The 18,502-nt window shown below is 59.6% G+C and carries 15 protein-coding genes and 1 other RNA gene; 7 read left to right on the forward strand and 9 right to left on the reverse strand.

What is annotated here, in order from left to right; all coding sequences use genetic code 11:
- Positions 1-438 precede the first annotated feature (438 nt).
- From ACTNBB_RS00405 to ACTNBB_RS00430, 6 genes are all read left to right on the forward strand, one after another.
- Positions 439-1,311: a methylenetetrahydrofolate reductase gene (locus ACTNBB_RS00405; protein WP_441057807.1), complete on the forward strand. Its 873-nt coding sequence runs from the start codon at positions 439-441 to the stop codon at positions 1,309-1,311.
- Positions 1,311-2,099 (forward strand): hypothetical protein, encoded by a 789-nt coding sequence (locus ACTNBB_RS00410; protein ID WP_441057810.1) that lies wholly within the window; start codon positions 1,311-1,313, stop codon positions 2,097-2,099. Before ACTNBB_RS00405 ends, ACTNBB_RS00410 begins: the two co-directional genes overlap by 1 nt.
- Before the next feature lie 9 nt (positions 2,100-2,108).
- Entirely contained in the window at positions 2,109-4,667 is a 2,559-nt protein-coding gene (locus ACTNBB_RS00415) for a homocysteine S-methyltransferase family protein (protein ID WP_441057813.1), read from the forward strand.
- A 108-nt stretch (positions 4,668-4,775) separates the two neighbouring features.
- A complete protein-coding gene (locus tag ACTNBB_RS00420) occupies positions 4,776-6,140 on the forward strand; it encodes a PFL family protein (protein ID WP_427719427.1) in 1,365 nt (454 codons plus the stop codon).
- 480 nt (positions 6,141-6,620) lie between these two features.
- On the forward strand, positions 6,621-7,346 hold the full coding sequence (locus ACTNBB_RS00425; protein WP_441057816.1) for a class I SAM-dependent methyltransferase: 726 nt from the start codon (positions 6,621-6,623) through the stop codon (positions 7,344-7,346).
- Positions 7,347-7,503: 157 nt separating this feature from the next.
- Positions 7,504-7,803, forward strand: a complete 300-nt coding sequence (locus tag ACTNBB_RS00430; protein WP_117839974.1) for a YhbY family RNA-binding protein — start codon at positions 7,504-7,506, stop codon at positions 7,801-7,803.
- Between the two features lie 61 nt (positions 7,804-7,864).
- On the opposite strand, the gene ACTNBB_RS00435 is transcribed toward ACTNBB_RS00430, so the two are convergent.
- From ACTNBB_RS00435 to ssrA, 8 genes are all read right to left on the reverse strand, one after another.
- Positions 7,865-10,783: an AfsR/SARP family transcriptional regulator gene (locus ACTNBB_RS00435; protein ID WP_441057819.1), complete on the reverse strand. Its 2,919-nt coding sequence runs from the start codon at positions 10,781-10,783 to the stop codon at positions 7,865-7,867.
- A gap of 617 nt (positions 10,784-11,400) precedes the next feature.
- Complete coding sequence (gene nagB / locus ACTNBB_RS00440) at positions 11,401-12,129, reverse strand: glucosamine-6-phosphate deaminase (RefSeq protein WP_154517979.1); 729 nt, start codon at positions 12,127-12,129, stop codon at positions 11,401-11,403.
- A gap of 272 nt (positions 12,130-12,401) precedes the next feature.
- Positions 12,402-12,869, reverse strand: coding sequence for a PTS sugar transporter subunit IIA (locus tag ACTNBB_RS00445; protein ID WP_427719420.1), 468 nt, complete (start codon positions 12,867-12,869; stop codon positions 12,402-12,404).
- Between the two features lie 101 nt (positions 12,870-12,970).
- A complete protein-coding gene (gene glmM / locus ACTNBB_RS00450) occupies positions 12,971-14,308 on the reverse strand; it encodes a phosphoglucosamine mutase (RefSeq protein ID WP_441057823.1) in 1,338 nt (445 codons plus the stop codon).
- A gap of 122 nt (positions 14,309-14,430) precedes the next feature.
- The gene (rpsI, locus tag ACTNBB_RS00455; protein ID WP_022094634.1) at positions 14,431-14,826 is read right to left on the reverse strand and encodes a 30S ribosomal protein S9; all 396 of its coding nucleotides are present in this window, start codon (positions 14,824-14,826) and stop codon (positions 14,431-14,433) included.
- 2 nt (positions 14,827-14,828) lie between these two features.
- Positions 14,829-15,272, reverse strand: coding sequence for a 50S ribosomal protein L13 (gene rplM, locus ACTNBB_RS00460; protein ID WP_370450665.1), 444 nt, complete (start codon positions 15,270-15,272; stop codon positions 14,829-14,831).
- Between the two features lie 157 nt (positions 15,273-15,429).
- Complete coding sequence (locus tag ACTNBB_RS00465; RefSeq protein ID WP_154517988.1) at positions 15,430-16,308, reverse strand: patatin-like phospholipase family protein; 879 nt, start codon at positions 16,306-16,308, stop codon at positions 15,430-15,432.
- Between the two features lie 554 nt (positions 16,309-16,862).
- Positions 16,863-17,226: a transfer-messenger RNA gene (ssrA, locus tag ACTNBB_RS00470) on the reverse strand.
- A 239-nt stretch (positions 17,227-17,465) separates the two neighbouring features.
- Here ssrA and ACTNBB_RS00475 point away from each other — a divergent pair.
- Entirely contained in the window at positions 17,466-17,900 is a 435-nt protein-coding gene (locus tag ACTNBB_RS00475) for a hypothetical protein (RefSeq protein WP_427719414.1), read from the forward strand.
- Between the two features lie 59 nt (positions 17,901-17,959).
- On the opposite strand, the gene ACTNBB_RS00480 is transcribed toward ACTNBB_RS00475, so the two are convergent.
- A complete protein-coding gene (locus ACTNBB_RS00480) occupies positions 17,960-18,475 on the reverse strand; it encodes a type II toxin-antitoxin system VapC family toxin (RefSeq protein ID WP_441057826.1) in 516 nt (171 codons plus the stop codon).
- Between the last annotated feature and the right edge of the window lie 27 nt (positions 18,476-18,502).

Consider the following 18,502-nt stretch of genomic DNA (forward strand, 5'->3'; position numbering starts at 1 on the left):
AGTCATAGCTTAGACTCGCCGTGTTTCCGCGACATTACCGTTGTGTTGCCGTCGCGAAACTAATCAATGAGGTTACCGCATCGCGGCAATGTTGCCACCCTCAACAGTCAATCAACTGTATAAATTGCAGATCTCTCCGCATGGTTTAAGGGTAGTCTTTTTGGGACGGGGCTTTTTTAGCTGCCCTATTTAAATATGGTCTCAAGCTTTGGAGGCGCCGGATTGGGTAGCTAAAAAAGCCCCGTCCCAAAAAGACTACCCTGCGTACCTGGTTGATGGGGTAAAAAAGCTCCAAATTAGCTACGCTGTTATAGGGAATGCCGATAGCGAAGCATCTTCGATTGATATTTCCAAATAGCGAGTAAAACTCCACCGTAGCGCAGCGGTGCTGTAGAATCCTTACAACACATCACGCTAATGTATCTAAAGGAGCACGATATGCGCGTCGACGAGGTTTTTAAGCAGGCAGCATCCCAGGGCACCACGCCCGTTTCGTTTGAGATGTTCCCGCCCAAGGGCGAGCTTACCCTCGACACGGCTCGCGAGGTGGCTGGCAATCTGTGCAAGCTTTCGCCGAGCTTTGTCTCGGTCACCTGCTCGGCCGGCGGCTCGGGCAACGGCGCCACCACCGCCCCCATCGCGCATATGATTACGAGCGAATTCGATACGCCCTCGGTGGCGCACCTCACCTGCGTTGGCCGCACGCATGCCGATATCGCCGCCAAGATCGACGAATACCGCTCCGCCGGCGTAGAAAATGTGCTGGCCCTGCGTGGCGATCTTCCCGCCGGCGCGAGCGAGGATGACAAGCCCGCCTCGGACTACGCCTACGCCCGCGACCTCATCCCCGAGCTCGTCGACGCCGGCTTTTGCGTGGGCGCCGCAGCCTACCCCGAAGGCCACATTGCCTGTGAGAATCTCAACCTCTCGGTCGAATATCTCAAGCAAAAGCAGGACGCCGGCGCGAGCTTCTTTGTGACGCAGCTCTTTTTTGATAACGAGTGCTTCTACCGTTTTCGCGAGCTTGCCGACAAGGCCGGTATCACCGTGCCCATTACCGCAGGCATCATGCCGTTTATGGGCAAGTCGCAGATCAGCCGCATGGTCTTTATGTGCGGCGCGTCGCTGCCCTCCCCCGTCATCAAGATTCTCGCCAAGTACGAGAACGACCCCGAGAGCCTGCAGGCAGCCGGTGTAGATTATGCAGCCCGTCAGCTTTGCGACCTTAAGGAGCACGGCGCCGACGGCCTGCACTTGTACACTATGAATCGTCCTGCGATCGCCGCAACCATTATGGAGCGCCTGGGGTAATGGAAAAACCGCACATCGATACAGCTTTTGGTGAAGTGCCGGCCGACCTTGCGTCGCCGGCGCTCTACCGTATCGATGATGCCCACCATCCCCGCGTCGATCGTGCCGAGATGCTGCGGTATCTGGGTTACGGCGGCCAGCAGATTGAGCCCGAGCTGTCGCAGCGTATTGAGCTTGTGGTCGAGCGCCTTGAGCTGGACATTGAGCCCCGTGGCGTGCGCCGCGTATTTGCCGTCGATGCCATGGGCGTGGACGAGCAGGGAGAGCCCAGCATCCGTCTGGTTGGAACCAACGTTGAGCTGCGCGGTCGCGATATCTATCGACATCTCAAAGACGCCCGCTTTGCCGCGCTCATGGCATGCACCCTCGGCATGGACGCCGAGCGTCGTCTGCGCACCACGGGAGCCCAGCAGCCCCTAGAGGGAGCCGTGCTCGATGCCGCGTGCTCCGCCTATGTGGAAGCTGCCGTCGAGCAGATGGACCAGCAGGTCAAGGCTGCGGCCGCCGCACACGGACTCGCCGGTAACTGGCGCTTCAGTCCCGGCTACGGCGACTGCCCGCTTACGGCTCAGCGTTCAATCGTGGCTGCACTCAACGCCACGCGGCTCATCGGGCTTACCGTCACACCTACTAGCCTGCTCATGCCCACCAAGAGCGTGACCGCGGTGATCGGCCTGTTTGACGGCGAGGTCCACGACGCCCAGAATCGCCCCACCTGCAATATCTGCCGCATGCGCGAGCACTGCCGCTTCCGCGCCGCCCACACCACCTGCTATTCCAGCCATTAGGAGCCCCCGATGTTTACTCCGCTTATCACTCATGATCTGGACGGCGCCGCGCTGGCGGCGCCCGTTGATGCCGCCCGCCGCAAGGGCGCCACGTACAAGACGCGCACGATCGACGACCTTTACATTAAGGACGATCGCCTGCGCGCCGCCATCGAGGGCACGGGGCACCTGCTGTTCGACGGCGGCATGGGCACCATGCTGCAGGCGGCCGGCATGAAGGCCGGCGCCCTGCCCGAGCTGCTCAACTTTGAGGAGCCCCAGGTCATTACCGATATTCAGCGTCAGTATGTCGAGGCCGGCTGCGATGTGATCACCGCCAACACCTTTGGCGCCAACGCCCACAAGCTCGACGGTGCCGCCACCGTGGCAGATGTCTTTGCCGCCGCCGTCGCCTGCGCCCGCGCGGCCGGTGCCCGCTACGTCGCCGGCGATATCGGCCCCATCGGTGCGCTGCTTCGCCCCTTGGGTACCCTCAGCTTCGACGAGGCCTATGACCTCTTTGCCGAGGAAGTGCGCGCTGGCGTCGACGCGGGTGTGGACCTCTTTATTATCGAGACCATGACAGATCTTGCCGAGATCAAGGCGGCGGTCCTTGCCTGCCGCGAGAACTCCGAGCTGCCCGTCTTTGCCACCATGACCTTTGAGGAGGACGGCCGTACCTTCCTGGGCACGAGTCCCGAGGTTGCCGCTATCACGCTCGACGCCATCGGCGCCGACGTCCTGGGCATCAACTGCAGCCAGGGACCGGCCGAGCTCCGAGGACTCGCCGCACGCATGCTCACCGTTACCGACAAGCCCGTTATGGTGCAGGCCAACGCGGGACTCCCCCACGTGGACGACAACGGTAACACCGTCTTTGACATCCAGGCCCCCGAATACGCCAAGGCCGTCGCCGGCATGATCGCCGACGGCGTAAGCGTCGTGGGCGGCTGCTGTGGCACCACGCCGGCGCACATGGCAGCGCTGCGCACGCTTATCGATAACCACACGCCCAGTCCGCGCCGCCGCAAGCCCAGCATGTCGGTCACAAGCGCCCAGACCGTGGTTGACCTTCCCTGTGACGGCCACAAGATCGCCGTCATCGGCGAGCGCATCAACCCCACCGGCAAAAAGCGCCTGCAGCAGGCCCTACGCGACGGCGACCTGGACTACGTCGTAAGCCAGGGCATCAGCCAGCAGGAGCAAGGCGCCGACATCCTGGACGTCAACGTGGGCCTGCCCGAGATCGACGAGGTCAAGATCATCCAACAGGCCACCGAGCAGCTCCAGGGTTCCACGCTGCTGCCGTTGCAGATCGACTCCACCGACCCCGCAGCCGTCGAGGCCGCCGTGCGCCGCTACGCCGGCAAGCCCATCATCAACTCGGTCAATGGCAAGCAGCAGATCATGGATGAGATCTTTCCTCTGGTCGCCCATTACGGCACCAACGTCGTCGGCCTCACGCTCGACGAAGGCGGCATTCCCGATACCGCCGAGGCTCGCTTCGCCATCGCCGAGCGCATCGTGGCCGAGGCCGCCCGCTACGGCATCGGACCGGACCGCATCCTCATCGACTGTCTGGTCATGACCGCCTCGACCAATCAACGCCAAGCCGAACAGATTCTGCACGCCATGTCCCTGTGTAAGGAGCGTCTGGGCGTCAAATGCGCGCTCGGCGTGTCGAACATCAGCTTTGGTCTGCCCGCCCGCCCGCTGCTGGGCTCGGTCTTTTTGGCTGCCGCTTTTGGCGCGGGCCTGGACGCCCCCATCATGAACCCGGGCTCCAAGCGCTTTATGGATACCGTCTACAGCTATCGCGTCTTGAGCGTTGAGGACGAGGGCTCGACTGGATACATCGAGCGCTACGCCGGCTGGACCGATCCGTACAAGATCGCCGCGAACCCGGCGGCGGCTCAGACAGTATCGAGCGACACTGTGCCCGCCGCTGGCACCGACGGCACCGACGGCAACGACGACCCGATTCGTCGCATGGTCGTCTCGGGCCGCAAAGGCGAGATTGCGGCCGAGACCGAGCGTCTACTGGCAGACCACGACGCCATGGACCTCATCAACAACCACTTTATCCCCGCCCTCGACGAGGTTGGCGTCCTCTTTGACCAGGGAAAGTTCTTCTTGCCGCAGCTCATGGCCTCGGCCGAGGCCGCGCGCGTGGGTTTTGACACCATCAAGCGCCTGATGCCCGCCGGCGAGATTGCCGACAAGGGCAAAATCTGCGTGGCCACCGTCAAAGGCGACATCCACGACATCGGTAAGAACATCGTCAAGATGCTGCTCGATAACTACGGCTATACCGTCTTTGACCTAGGCCGCGACGTCGACCCGCAGGAGGTGCTCAAGACCGTACGGGAGCGCGACATCAAGCTCGTCGGCCTCTCGGCGCTTATGACCACCACGGTCGTCGCTATGGAGGAGACCATCAAGCTGCTCCATGCCGAGGTGCCGGGTGTCAAGATCATCGTAGGCGGCGCCGTACTCACCCCCGAATACGCCAAGCAGATTGGCGCGGACTACTACGCCAAGGACGCCGCCGAAAGCGCTCGTATCGCCGAAGAGGTCTTTGGGCAGTAACACAACGGAAACAACCGAGCACCAAAACGTGCCACATGCGCCACTTGGCACGTGCGGCACGTTAGAATAGACAAGACTATGCTCGTTTTGGCAGATAGGAGTGCAAGGATGGCGATCACGCCCGCAGAAATCGCGGAAACCCGCGGCATGGTTGAGGAGCAGAACCTCGACATCAGGACCATCACCATGGGTGTTTCGCTCATGGGTTGCGGCGACGAGAACCTCGACCGCATGTGCACGAAGATCTACGACCACGTGACGCACACGGCTGAGCATCTGGTCGAGACCGCCGAGAACCTCGAGCGCGAGTACGGTATCCCCATTGTCAACAAGCGCGTTTCCGTCACCCCGGTGGCGCAGATTGCCGCGTGCTGCAAGGATGAGGACCTCACCCCCATCGCGCATGCCCTCGACCGCGCGGCCGAGACGCTCGGCATCGATTACCTGGGCGGCTTCTCCGCACTCGTCCAGAAGGGCATCGGCGACGCCGACCGCCGCGTCATCCAGTCCATCCCCCAGGCGCTCGCTACCACCAGCCGCGTCTGCTCCAGCGTCAACGTCGCCAGCCTGCGCGCCGGCATCAACATGGACGCCGTGCTCATGGCGGCTCAGACCATCATCGATGCCGCCAAGCTTACGGCAGATGAGGATTCCGTCGGTGCTTCCAAGTTTGTCTGCTTTGCCAACATGGTCGAGGACTCCCCGTTTATGGCGGGCGCCGTTCACGGCGGTGGCGAGGCCGACGCCGTCATCAACGTAGGCGTCTCGGGCCCCGGCGTTATGGCCGCAGCCCTGGAGAAGCTGCCCGATTCCGCATCGATGATGGAAGTCGCCGAAAAGATTAAGCAGACCGCCTTTAAGATCACCCGTGCCGGCGAGCTCATGAGTCGCGAGGCCGCCCGTCGCCTAGGTGTCGAGAAAGGCATTGTCGACCTGTCGCTGGCGCCTACGCCTGCCGTCGGCGACTCCGTCGCGCGCATCCTCGAGATCATCGGCGTGGGCACCTGCGGTGGCCCCGGCACGACCTGCGCGCTCGCCATGCTCAACGATGCCGTCAAGAAAGGCGGCGTCATGGCCAGCTCCAGCGTGGGCGGCCTCTCGGGCGCCTTTATCCCCGTGTCCGAGGACGCCGGCATGATCGCCGCCGTCGAGGCCGGCGCGCTTTCGCTCGAGAAGCTCGAGGCCATGACCTGCGTGTGCTCCGTTGGCCTGGACATGATCGCCATTCCCGGCGACACCCCGGTCGAGACTATCGCCGGCATTATCGCCGACGAGATGGCCATCGGCGTCATCAACAACAAGACCACGGCCGTGCGCGTGATTCCCGCCATTGGCAAGGGCGTGGGCGACTGCGTCGAGTATGGCGGCCTGTTTGGCCGTGCGCCCATCATGCCGGTGAACCCCAACGCCGGCACCGTGCTTGCCCACCGCGGTGGACGCTTCCCGGCGCCGCTGAACTCGCTCAAGAACTAGCTGAGGGGGACTGGCGAGGAGCCCCGGGGAGGGCAAATATATAAGGTCGCCTGCTCGGACAGTCCTGACTCGCACGGAGAGCACATTAAGTGCTCTCCGGCTCGTGCGGAACTCGCGATCGACCTTATATATTTGCCCTCCCCGGGGCTCCTGCACAACGGGACCTCGGTTGGGTTCTATCCCGGTTGCAGTTGCTTCGCTCCTGCACCACTTGGCTGGTGCGGCGGTTTGGCGTTGGAACGGTTCTCTTTCTGATATATGCTGGTTGCGGCTCTTCTTTTGGGAGGGGCCGCTTTTTTGTTGTAAGGGGGATGGCCCGTGGTTGATGGGGATGCTCGTTCTGAGCTGCTTTCTGCGGATTGGAATGAGGAATGGATGCGCTTGCAGGCTGGTCGGCGACGGGCTGATGATTCTTTTGAATGGGATAAGCGGGCTCGGCATTTTCGGCCGCTTGAGACTGCTCCGTATGCCCGAGACTTTATGAAGCTGTTGGCGTTAAAGCCTGGTGAATCCGTGCTGGATATGGGGTGTGGGGCTGGGTCGATTGCTATTCCGCTTGCTCAGGCTGGACATCCCGTTATTGCCGCTGATTTTTCCCCTGCCATGTTGGGCACGCTTGATGCTGGCATTGACTACTATGGGCTCGAGGATCGCATTACGCCGCTTGAGCTTGCCTGGGATGACGATTGGAATCTGGTTGGACCGGTCGCGAAAGCGGTAGATGTTGCCTTTGCGAGTCGCTCGGTTACTACGAACGACCTAAAAGGCGCGCTTGCCAAGCTCGACCGTACGGCTCGGCGGCGTTGTGCTGTCACGATGGTCGCCAACTCCAGCCCGCGCTATGACCTGCACGTGATGAATGCCATCGGCGCCTCGGTTACCCGTAGCAATGGTTTTGTGTACGCCTTTAACATCCTTATTCAGATGGGTGCACTACCGCAGGTCACGTATTTTGAATCGCCCCGTCGTGACACCTTCGATAGCCTCGAGGCCGGCGTGGCGGACTTCTCCCGTATGCTCGAGCATGGCAACGAGGATAAGATCGATCGTCTGCGCGACTATATCGCCCAACATATGATCGAGAACCCTCATGCCGGCGAGCCGGGATCCAAGGGCGTGCCGCAGGGACGTTACATGCTCGACCACATCCGCAAAGTCCGATGGGCGTTTATCGCCTGGGAGCTGGTCTCTGCGCCCCGACCGTAGCCCATCTAAAGTATGCATCGTCTACCCGCCCGGCATCCGCATTCTTTGCGAACTGGCAAACGCGCTCCACACCGCGCCGTTCCTGCGCTATCGTGGGACAGCTCACGTAGATTAAGGCCCCATCGCGGGGCGCCCCATACATAGAAAGCGAGAACCCATGGCACTGACAGGAGCCCAGGTCAAGCAGCTTCGCAGCATGGCCCATCACCTCAACCCCGCCATCATCATCGGTAAGTCCGATGTCAACGAGGGTACCGTCGAGCAGACGGTCGCCTACCTGGAGAAGCACGAGCTCGTTAAGTGCTCCGTGTTGGACGGCTCCAGCCTTTCTGCCCGCGAGGCCGCCGAGGAACTCGCCGAGCGCTGCCACGCCGACGTCGTTCAGGTTATCGGCCGCAAGTTCTCGCTGTATCGAGAGTCCTCGCGCAAGGATATCGAGAAGATCAAGCTCGTCTAAGGGCCGATCGGTTCACACAGAGCAAGCCTGCGGGCGTCCGAATGATGCGGGCGCCCGTTTTTTATCGCTCAATGAACGGTCGGTTGACCCTGCTTTCGACCAGACGCTCGTAGAGACGCTTGGTCTCGGGCTCGGGAACGCCTGCGACCTGTTCCTTAAGATGATGGATATGCCCGCTATAGAGCTCGACGATATCGCGGCGTCTCCCCGCCGCTCCGTACACGCGCATGGCGCATCGCACCATGTCCTCGCGTGCGGTCTCCTGACGTAGCCCCGCTTCTGCCAGCCAGATTGCCGACTGCAGGTCGTTTTCTTCCAAGGCAGCGTTTGCTCCCACAATCATGCAGTCGATAAACTTCGACTGCATGATGCGGCGCATGCGCAAAAAGTACGTCGGATTGCAACCGTTGGGGATATACAGCGGTCCGGTATAGAGCTGTTCGATCTTAAGACACAGTTCGACCAGGTGAGGCCCACGCACTCTTGTGCGATTACCCAAAATCTCGCGGCTTATCTGCTCAAATAGCTTCACATCGGTCTTAACGTAATCCCTGTTGAGGCCAAGGCAGTCGTTTTGAATCAGGACGCACGACTTGCCATCTGGTGTGGGTCCCAAAGCGGATCGCAAGCGTGACACAGTCGAATACAAGTTGTTACGGGCGCTACTGTACTCGGCATGTGGCCACAGTTCCATAGCCAAGGTCTCGCGATCGACAAACGAATCGATACCCAACGCAAGCCGCTCGGCAAGCGTTGCCGCTTTCTTACGACGCCACATCTTGTCTGTGATGGGAAATCCGTCGCGCTCGGCACGAAACGCGCCAAACATGCGAATCTCGATATGATCGATAGCGTCGACGGGTTCGACCTCGCCGACCTGGAACAGCCGCTCGCTCTCTCCCTCCAAATCGTCGCGCAGCGAATATCGCGATAGCTCACGCACCGGGAGCTTCTTTCGAATCTTGGCAGCAGGCTCGCCCAGGCAATGCATCGCAAGGCGTGCAAACAGCCGATACGCTGGCTCCAGAATCCCAGAACGATTCATAGACATCCAGGCGGCAAGATCGCTGTCACGGCCCGCAGACGCCAAATGCAGTGCTACGACCCAAGCCTCCGCGCCGCCGACTTGTGTCCGACTTAGGTCGAGCAGCTCTGCCTCTTCTCGTACCGACACCATCGATGTATTGCGAAGGCTTGATGCACGCTCCAACAGCAACGCGTTGTCGCGCATGTATGCGATCGACTCGTCAGTAAGCTTGAGTACCTGGACCGCGCGGAACTTCGCGTTGACCGGACGTCCCTCGGCGAGCGCCTGCCAGCCTTCGAGTAGCAGGCCAAACAGCTGGATTTGATTGTCACGCACGCGCACGGCAAAGCGATCGAGCTCATTAAACGCCGTATCGTCAGTCATTGGCAGGCCTGCAAGCAGACGCCGTGCCGCCAGCACCATACGCACCCAGACAGCCGGTGCCTTAAGCCCACGAGCATCGAGTGCCTCCCGTGTCCGAGACATCTCGTCGTCACGCTCATCGATTCCCATAAAGGACCCATCGAAGAGCTCCACCAACATCCGATCTGCCCGTATGAGAATCTCTGCAATATCGAGTTCGCAATCATATACCTTGTTCGCCTTGAGTCCCGAAAGCGCTGCGCCGTCTTTCGCCTGTTCGGTCAGCCGGCTCTTAACCTCGATATGCGCCGACAGCATATCGAGCGCAGCACAAGATGCCTCATTTTTTGGAAGAGCAGGATTGGCTGGAAGCCCAAGCTCGCAATCTCCATAACAGACGACCGTAAGCACCTGGGCGACTTTCCAAGAAACCGAATCAATCTCGCGGACCGACTGTGCGCTCGCATGTTCGACAATCGAGGCCATATACCGGGCCAGTTTAGTATTCGAAACGCTTACCGCCGCCAAATAGACACCAAGTGCCTCGGTGGGCGTCGGCTCCAACGCGGGCTTGTCGGCATCCGTCGTCCTCAGTACCGCGCGACAGACATCCCCTCCATGCCCAGTCAGAGCCAAATCGACACCATACTGTCCAGTAAGCTCAAGGACGGCGTCGCGATCCAAAAAGGCATCTGCCAAATCCATCGCAGCATCGCATCGGCCCGCCTTGAGCAGAATGCGTGCCGCGCGCATAACGAGCTCTGGACGAATTTCCGCAACCATTTTTCGTAATCTCAGGCGCGCGTTATCCTCGGTGCCCATACACGTAAAGCTTCGGTCGACCGGATCGACACCAAAAATCGGATAATCACGAACAAGATAGGACTGATCGATCATGGAAAGCCTGACACCGCATGCCTCAAGTTCCGCAATCTTGCCCTCGCCCATCAGCGCCATCACGCACGCCACGTTAAATAGGGCGCCGTTATCGATTGATGCCATATCGGCAAGTGCCGCACCGTATACGTTGACAATCTCGTTTTCGAGCAAGCTGGCAACGTCGCCCTCTCCGTACAGCCCCGTCTGCATAGCCGAAACCAACTCGGGAACACCCTGTGTGAGCTGGTAAAAATCGAGCGACGTGCTAATCGAGAACGCCGATGCCCAAGCCGAATACTCATAGGCATGCACCTTGAGCATCTGCGCATTGATCTTGACCGAGTCACCCAGCCCGCGAATCAACTGGCGATTTGAGGGGCGGCAGGTGACAAAGACCCCGATCCCCATGGTGCGCAGGCCTCGAATTCGATCGATAAGCTCCTCGGTATCTTGCTGATCGAGGTTGGGGACGTTATCGATCGCAATCAACGATCGCGGTTTGTCCTCAAGTTCATCTGTGACCACTTCGAGCTGCATAAACACCTCGCGGGCAATCGCGCGGTCAGCCTCGATGATTCGTACCAGACCGCGCGTCGGGTCGCTTTTGACTTCCTGAGTGTACTGAAGCAATATCGATGTTTTCCCAAACCCATCTGGTGCATAGAGCAACACAATGCCCGCCTTGCGGCCCTTGACAATCAACTCGCTCATCAGGCGATCACGTCGGACCATATAACCTGTGCCCAACGGTGCCAATTCGAGATCGTCCGTATCGTTCAGCCCGTTCATCATGCTCGCTCCTTACCTCGGCCACATGGACACCGTAATCGCAAGACAGCCCAAGCCATCCCGTAAATCGAACGACGCAGAGTTTTAGGTTGTCTTTCGGTTCGCATTTGGCAAGTTTTTGTTCAGCGAGCGCCGATTGAAACTTTTCCCCCAACCAACCGGTCTTTGCGCAGGTCAATGCGCTTGCCAGCATGTCCCACTCATTTGGCAGTGTAACGCAATGGGGCTTGTAATATTTTGTTGCGCAACTCGCCTACGCGCTGCTACCGTTTGCGACTCATTAGTAGCATTTTTGAATAGAATATGCTAGAGAATGCATCACGCTATACGAGGCACCACCGTCAAGCTTTTGGCAAGCTAATGTTATGCACACCATAAAGTCCGCGCTCATTCTGGTTCCGCTGGCAGATATTGCGGACGGACGCAGTATAAGGGCTCATGAGTCTATAAGCTAGCCGCCATTCCGCGTATGCATAATAAAAAAGGCCCCCGCAGAACGGGAGCCTGTAACAAAGTAATAACAAATCGCTCGGATTGTACTACTCGCAGAGCGAAAGGGCAGCCTCGTCGGCAACGACGACGCAGTTGGTGTGCAGCTGCAGGATCGAAGCCGGGCACTCGGGCGTAACCGGGCCATAGCACATATCGTGCACAGCCTGAGCCTTGGCCTCGCCGTTGGCGACGACCAGGATCATGCGGGCATACATGATGGTCTGGGTACCCATGGTGTAAGCCTGGCGGGGAACGTCGTCGATGCTATCGAACAGGCGGCTGTTGGCCTGAATGGTGCTCTCGGTAAGGTCGACGCAGTGCGTACCCTTGGAGAAGTGGTCATCGGGCTCGTTGAAGCCAATATGACCGTTATTACCAATGCCGAGCAGCTGCAGATCCGGGTAACCGGCGGCAGCGACGATTCTGTCGTACTCGGAGCAGGCAGCGGCGGCATCGGGGTTGGAGCCATCGGGCACGTGCGTGTTATTCAGATCGACGTTGATGTGATCGAAGAAGTTCTCGCGCATGAAGTAGTGATAGCTCTGGGGATCATCGTGCGAAAGGCCGCGATACTCGTCCAGGTTATAGGTGCTGACCTCGGAGAAGTCAATATCGCCCTTCTTGTACCAATCGGCGAGCTGCTTGTAGGCGCCAATCGGAGTGGAGCCGGTGGCAAGACCGAGCACGCAATCGGGCTTAAGGATAACCTGCGCCGAGATGATATTGGCGGCCTTGCGGCTCATATCCTCGTAGTCTTTAGCTTTAATGATCTTCATTACGCATCCTTTCTCGTAGAAGAGAGGCAAGGCTCCCCTTACAAGCACTTGCCCGCGGCCTGCGTCGGCCGCAACCAACGTGTGCGGCCACCAGGGCGAGGTCGCGTAATGTATGTATCTCGTGTCTAGCCGCGTCGAGGCCCCTGCCCGTCCACGGTGACCCGAAGCCTTATAGCCTCGGACATTTTCCATCTTGCCACGAAGGGCGCCCTCTTTCAAGGGCGCCCTCCGTAAACGTGTTTGAATTGTAGGCCAAAGGGCAAGCGAACGAGTTAGCGCTCGCGAGCGACGATGAGCTGATCCATCTCCTCGACATGCTCGCCGACGGAGCCCTTGATGCTCGAGAACTCAACAGAGTTGCACACCAAAATGGGAACCGTCACATCGTAGCCCTCGGCCTCGATTGCCTCGCGTTCAAACTCGATAAGCACATCGCCCTTATGGACGATATCGCCCACCTGTGCATGCACGGTAAAGTGTTTGCCCTCGAGCTGAACGGTATCGAGTCCAACGTGGATTAAAACATCCAAGCCATCGACCGTGTTGAGCGCAACGGCGTGTCCCGTTGGAAAAATCGCCTCGATCTTGGCATCCGCAGGTGCAATCACGCGCGTGCCCGTAGGCCGAATGGCAACGCCTTGGCCCAAAAGGCCAGTGGCAAACGTCTGGTCGTTAACCTCGGAAAGCGGAATGACATCGCCCGAGATGGGAGCATCCAGCGTAAGGACCCGACCACGCATACCAAAAGACCTTAGGACTTTAGTGAACATGCTCCCCCTTGGACATACCAATAATCAAAACCAGTTTTAGTAGTTTACCACTTGGCATTGGTTTTTGACCATTAGGGGAGTTCGCGCTTGACAACCTCGACGATGTCGTCAACGACGCGCTGAGTCAGCTCGTGCGTCTCGGCCTCGGCCATCACGCGAACCAGCGGCTCGGTACCGCTCGGGCGCACCAGGATGCGGCCGCGACCGTTAAGCTCCTTCTCGGCGGCAGCGACAGCGTCCCAAATGGGCTGGCAATCGTCCAGACCGGCCTTGTTGTCGGAATGAACGTTGACGAGCACCTGCGGGTACTTCTTCATGATGCCGGCAAGGTCGGTGAGGGTGCGGCCAGTGCGCTTGAGCACGGCCAGCAGCTGCAGCGCCGTCACCAGGCCATCGCCGGTGGTGTTGTGCTCCAGGAAAATGATGTGGCCGGACTGCTCTCCGCCGATAACGGCGCCGTCCGCGAGCATGCGCTCCAGCACGTAGCGGTCGCCCACGGCGGTCTGCACCATCTCAAAGCCCTGTTCCTTCATAGCGATGGAAAAGCCCAAGTTGCACATAACGGTCGAGACGATCTCGGAGTTGGCGAGCTTGCCGCGAGCGGCGAGGTCAGAGCCGCAGATGGCCAGGATGTAATCACCATCGATCTCGTTGCCCTCGCTGTCCACGAACAACACGCGATCGGCGTCACCGTCGTGGGCCAGGCCGATGTCGGCGTGGGTGCGCAGCACGAGCTCGCGCAGGGGCTCAAGATGAGTGGAGCCGCACTCGACATTGATGTCGGTGCCACAGTAGTCGGTATTGATGGCGTGGACCGTGGCGCCCAGACGCTGAAGCGCGGCAGGCGTGGTCTGGCAGGAAGCACCGTGACCGCAGTCAACGGCAACGACCAGGCCGTCGAGCTTAAGGCCGTCGAGGGTGCTGATAGCGTGGTCGACGTATGCCTTGCGAGCGTCCTTCATCTTGATGATGTGGCCCACACCGGCGCCGGTCGGCAGCGTGTCGGCAGCCATGGCCTCCTCGGACATGACCCAGGCGCTGATCTCTTCTTCAACGGCATCGGGAAGCTTCATGCCCTTGCGGCTAAAGAACTTGATGCCGTTAAACTCCGGCGGATTGTGCGAAGCGGAGATGACGATGCCGCCGTCGAGGTCGTTTTGGACAGTGAGCAGCGCCACGGCCGGCGTAGGGATAACGCCGCAGCAGTGCGGGCGACCGCCCTCGGCCATAATGCCAGCGGTCAGAGCGCTCTCGAGCATGGTGCCCGAAAGACGCGTGTCACGGCCGATGCAAATGTCCGGACCAAGGAACTTGGTCGCCGCACGGCCAAGGCGAAACGCGAGGTCGCACGAGAGGTCGGCGTTGGCGACGCCACGGACGCCGTCGGTGCCAAAAATGTTCTGGGGCATAGGATCGCTCCTTCCCAAGTGGGCAAAACGCACTCGCCCACCCTAGTCGAAAAAGAAAAGCGGGACCCGCCGAGCAATCGGCAGGCCCCGCTTGTACATTGTATCTCGTAAGGAGAAAAACCTTAACGCTTGGAGAACTGGGGAGCGCGGCGGGCCTTCTTGAGGCCGTACTTCTTGCGCTCGACCACGCGAGCATCGCGCGTAAGGAAACCGGCCTTCTTGAGGTCAGCACGGTAGTCGCCAGCGTTCAGAAGAGCGCGAGCGATGCCCAGGCGCAGAGCGCCGGACTGACCGGAGATGCCGCCGCCATCGCACAGAGCGATAACGTCGAACTGACCGGCGGTATCGGTCACCTTGAAGGGAGCAAGGGCGTTCTCAACGAGCTGATGACGGCCGAAATACTGCTCGGCGTCACGCTTGTTGATAGTCACCTTGCCGGTGCCGGGGACGAGACGGACGCGGGCGACGGCGTTCTTACGACGGCCGGTACCCTGGTAGACAACGGTGTTCTCAGCCATCTTTAAGCCTCCAGCTCAATCTTCGTGGGGTTCTGGGCAGCATGCGGATGCTCGGCACCAGCGTAGACCTTAAGCTTGGTCATCTGGGCACGGCCGAGGGTGGTCTTGGGCAGCATGCCGCGAACGGCGCGCTCGATGACCTTCTCCGGGTGCTTCTCCATAGCCTGGTGGAAGCTCTCAGCCTTGAGGCCGCCGTTGTAGCCGCTGTGGCGATAATAGGTCTTCGTGTCGGCCTTGTTACCGGTAAGCTGGACCTTATCGGCGTTGATGACGACAACGAAGTCGCCGCAGTCGCTGTTGGGCGTGAACTGGGGCTTGTTCTTACCGCGCAGGATCATTGCGATCTGGGTGGCAAGACGGCCCAGGACAGCACCATCGGCGTCGACGAGAACCCAGTTGCGCTGGACCTCGCCCTGCTTGGCGTAGTGAGTCGATTTCGAAATCACTTAGACTCCTCCATGTACAGTACGTGTTGTTACAGAGATTCACGGGGCTCTGCAAGTAACCCGTCCATATTACCCCGCCCGTCGCCCGAGTCAACAGGTATTTTGGCTCTGACCAGACTTTCTGCACATGTCGTCCATCGGTAATGATGTCGCGACGCTAGCGCTCGACAAATGCCTCGATATCACTCAGCAGACGCTTTGCCTCCTGACGACCCTGAATATACAGGTCGAGAAGCTTTGCCGGATCGTGCTCGACGTGACCGACCTCGACAGGCTTTTGCGGGGCAACGACCAGCGCGCGGCCCTCGCGCTCATACTTCCACAGATGCATGCGCTGGATGTTATAGCGGTCGTGGCGCGTCTCAATAGCCTCGAGCAGATAGGGGTAGTCGGCATAGCGGGCGCGTGCGGCAGGCATAAACTCGTAGGGCTTTTTCTCGTACGAGCGGTCCTGCGTGACAATGACAACCGCGCGATCGAAGCCGGCCTCCTCCAGCACGTGCTCGATGGGGACCGAATCGGCTACGCCGCCGTCGACGTATTTGTGCCCGTCGATCTCGACCGGCGGCGTCACCAGCGGCAGCGACGTCGAGGCGCGCACGGCATCGAGGTCGAGCACGGCGCTTTTGACCGGCAGGTATGCAGCGGTTCCAAAGAGCATGTCCGTCGCGACGGCGTACATCTCGATGGGGCTCGCGTCGAATGCCTCGTTATCAAAGGGATCCAAGCGGTCCTGGACATCGTTGAAGATGAAGTCGTAACCCACGATGGAGCCCGTGGACGCAAACGATGCGGCACCCATGAAGCGGTTGTCGTTGCAGAAAGTCAGGTTGATGCGGTTGGCACGGCCGATCTGGTGCGACTTGTAGTTCACGCCGTTGAGGGCGCCGGCCGATACGCCATATACTGCCGGAATCTCGACGCCGGCTTCCATGAGGACGTCGAGCACACCCGCGGTAAACTGCCCGCGAAAACTGCCGCCCTCCAAGACGAGCGCGACCTTGCCGGCGTTCTTTGCCTTATCTTCTGCCGTCATGTTGACCTCCTACTGTTTCGTTTTGGCCTTCTTCTACCCAGTTTTGAGATGGCGAGCGCATGGGTTTTGGAGTTGAGTAGGACGGGGCGACTGGCGGAAAGCACGTCCCGTTCTGGGGGGCGATTTCGGGATGGACTTTCCGCCAACAACCCATCCGGAAAATGCATCCCATTCTGAGCGTAGATTCTGGGATGCAACTTCCGCTTGAGGCGTCAACGTGAGTAGTCAATTTGGGACGGGGCTATTTTAGCTGCCCTTTGACTGTCGACGAATTATTGGGGACCGGAACTAATATCGACTGGCTTATAGGGGTAGCTAAAAAAGCCCCGTCCCAAATTGACTACTCCACCTTGTAGAGGCTTTGCGCGGAGAATCCGCGTATTTGCTTCGCAAATCCGCACCGGCTTCGGCCGCCTGCCGGCGTCCTCGCCCGCGGGCTAAAAACGCTTACGCGTTTTCTTTACGCCCGCGCCCTGCATAGAGTTCGATTCTCCGCGGTATCTATAAGTAATAAAAAAGCAGGTAGGTGCGTTTACCTACCTGCCTGTAGCTATTGGTGGAGGCGCGGAGAATCGAACTCCGGTCCACGAAAGCCCCCTGATTGGCATCTCCAAGCTCAGTCGCTGGTTTAGTCTCGGACGCTTTGCGCGCAGCGACACGCTCGCGGCATCCCAACCGGTTCGGTCTTAGCCCGCGCCATACCGATTACGTGCGCGGGAGCATTCCCCTAACATGACGTCGCGCCGGTGTCGGGGAAATCACCGGGTTGACGCGCCGCTATAAACTAAGCAGCGAGAGCCATAGGCTCAAAAGAAGAGTTGTTGTCAATTCAATTTGACGGTACCCCTGTTTAACGAGGCGAGGAGACCTCGGCTTGCTTCCTCTCTCAGAGCTATCGTGTCGAAACCAGTCGCCCCCGAATGTTGGGAAAGTCTGGATGGTATCGGGCCTGCAAACACCCGATAACCGTCGACTTTTCAAGGAACACGCGGGGTAAACCCCGCTCGTGGATAGCTATCTTACCACGTTCTAAAGGCAGACACCTGCTCTATGCACGAGCTGTGAAGACCCTAATGTGCGCCATACTTCGCATTTTTGCCACTGAACGCGTCACGTATATTTTCGCCAAGCAAAATTGACCCGTCGAAAGGACCGTTATGGATACCAAGCAGCAACTCGTCAATGCCCTCGCAGGCCTGGGCTCAACCATTACCGAAGCTATGGATGTCATCGAAGGCTTTGTCCCCTGCGGACATCCCGCCCTCACGGTATCAAACGCACTCGTCGCGCTGGACGCTGACGATGATGCAGCTCTCGCCCAGCAGTTTGAGACCGTCGCGGGCTTTATCGACCACGTGAGCGAGAACCGCGGCGTGGCCGCCTACCACGGCATTGAGGTCGAGCTCGCGGGTCCCAAAGCCGATCTGCTCGCAGCAATCCGCGAGGTAGGCGCCCTTATGCAGACCGCAGGCGTCAAGAACACCCAGGTCAACGAGTGGGTCTACCGCAGTCTAGCAGCACTAAACGATTCCGACGAAAAGGCCGCCGAGAAGCTCGTCGAAGCTCCCGTCATCAAGGCAGCGCTTTTGTAATTAAAGGATGCGTGGCCTTCTGAGCGCCGACGTTCCGAAGGCCACGCAAACAGTTCGCGCTAACCGATAGCCGCGCCACCACGTTCGGCCAAAGCTAGAATCGGCATCATTTGGCGCGGGGTCTTTGCTGCAAGATCGGCATGTTCGAGCAGCTTGCGATTGTTGGTCACCAAGTAATCGATCTGCGCGCGCTTGCACGCGGCGAGCACCAAGTTGTCCTCGTAATCGCGATGGAGCGCTAAGTATTTGTCGGCCAGCCAAAGGCCCGATGCATCTGCACCCACGGCCGTGGCGTTTTCGGTCACGTTCCGAACAAACGCCAACGCCGCATCGCCAATTGCACGGACAGATGCCTCGTCGAGCGCTCCCCCGCCGGCAAGAACGCTACGCTTCGGCTCGTGTTGGACAACGTACAGCACGTCCTTGGCGATATGCACCGGAAAGAACAGCAACGCCCCCGCCTCCGTCGCCTGCCCAATAAACGCGCGCGCGGCAAGCGACTCGGTATGCTCGGCGCAAAACGAATCGACCCATACGTTGGCGTCCACCATGATCTTAAGGGGGCCTCCACTCACAGGTTCATCCCCTTTTGGCGATAATGC

The organism is Collinsella sp. HCP28S3_B9 (assembly GCF_052066095.1).
GTDB lineage: Bacteria > Actinomycetota > Coriobacteriia > Coriobacteriales > Coriobacteriaceae > Collinsella.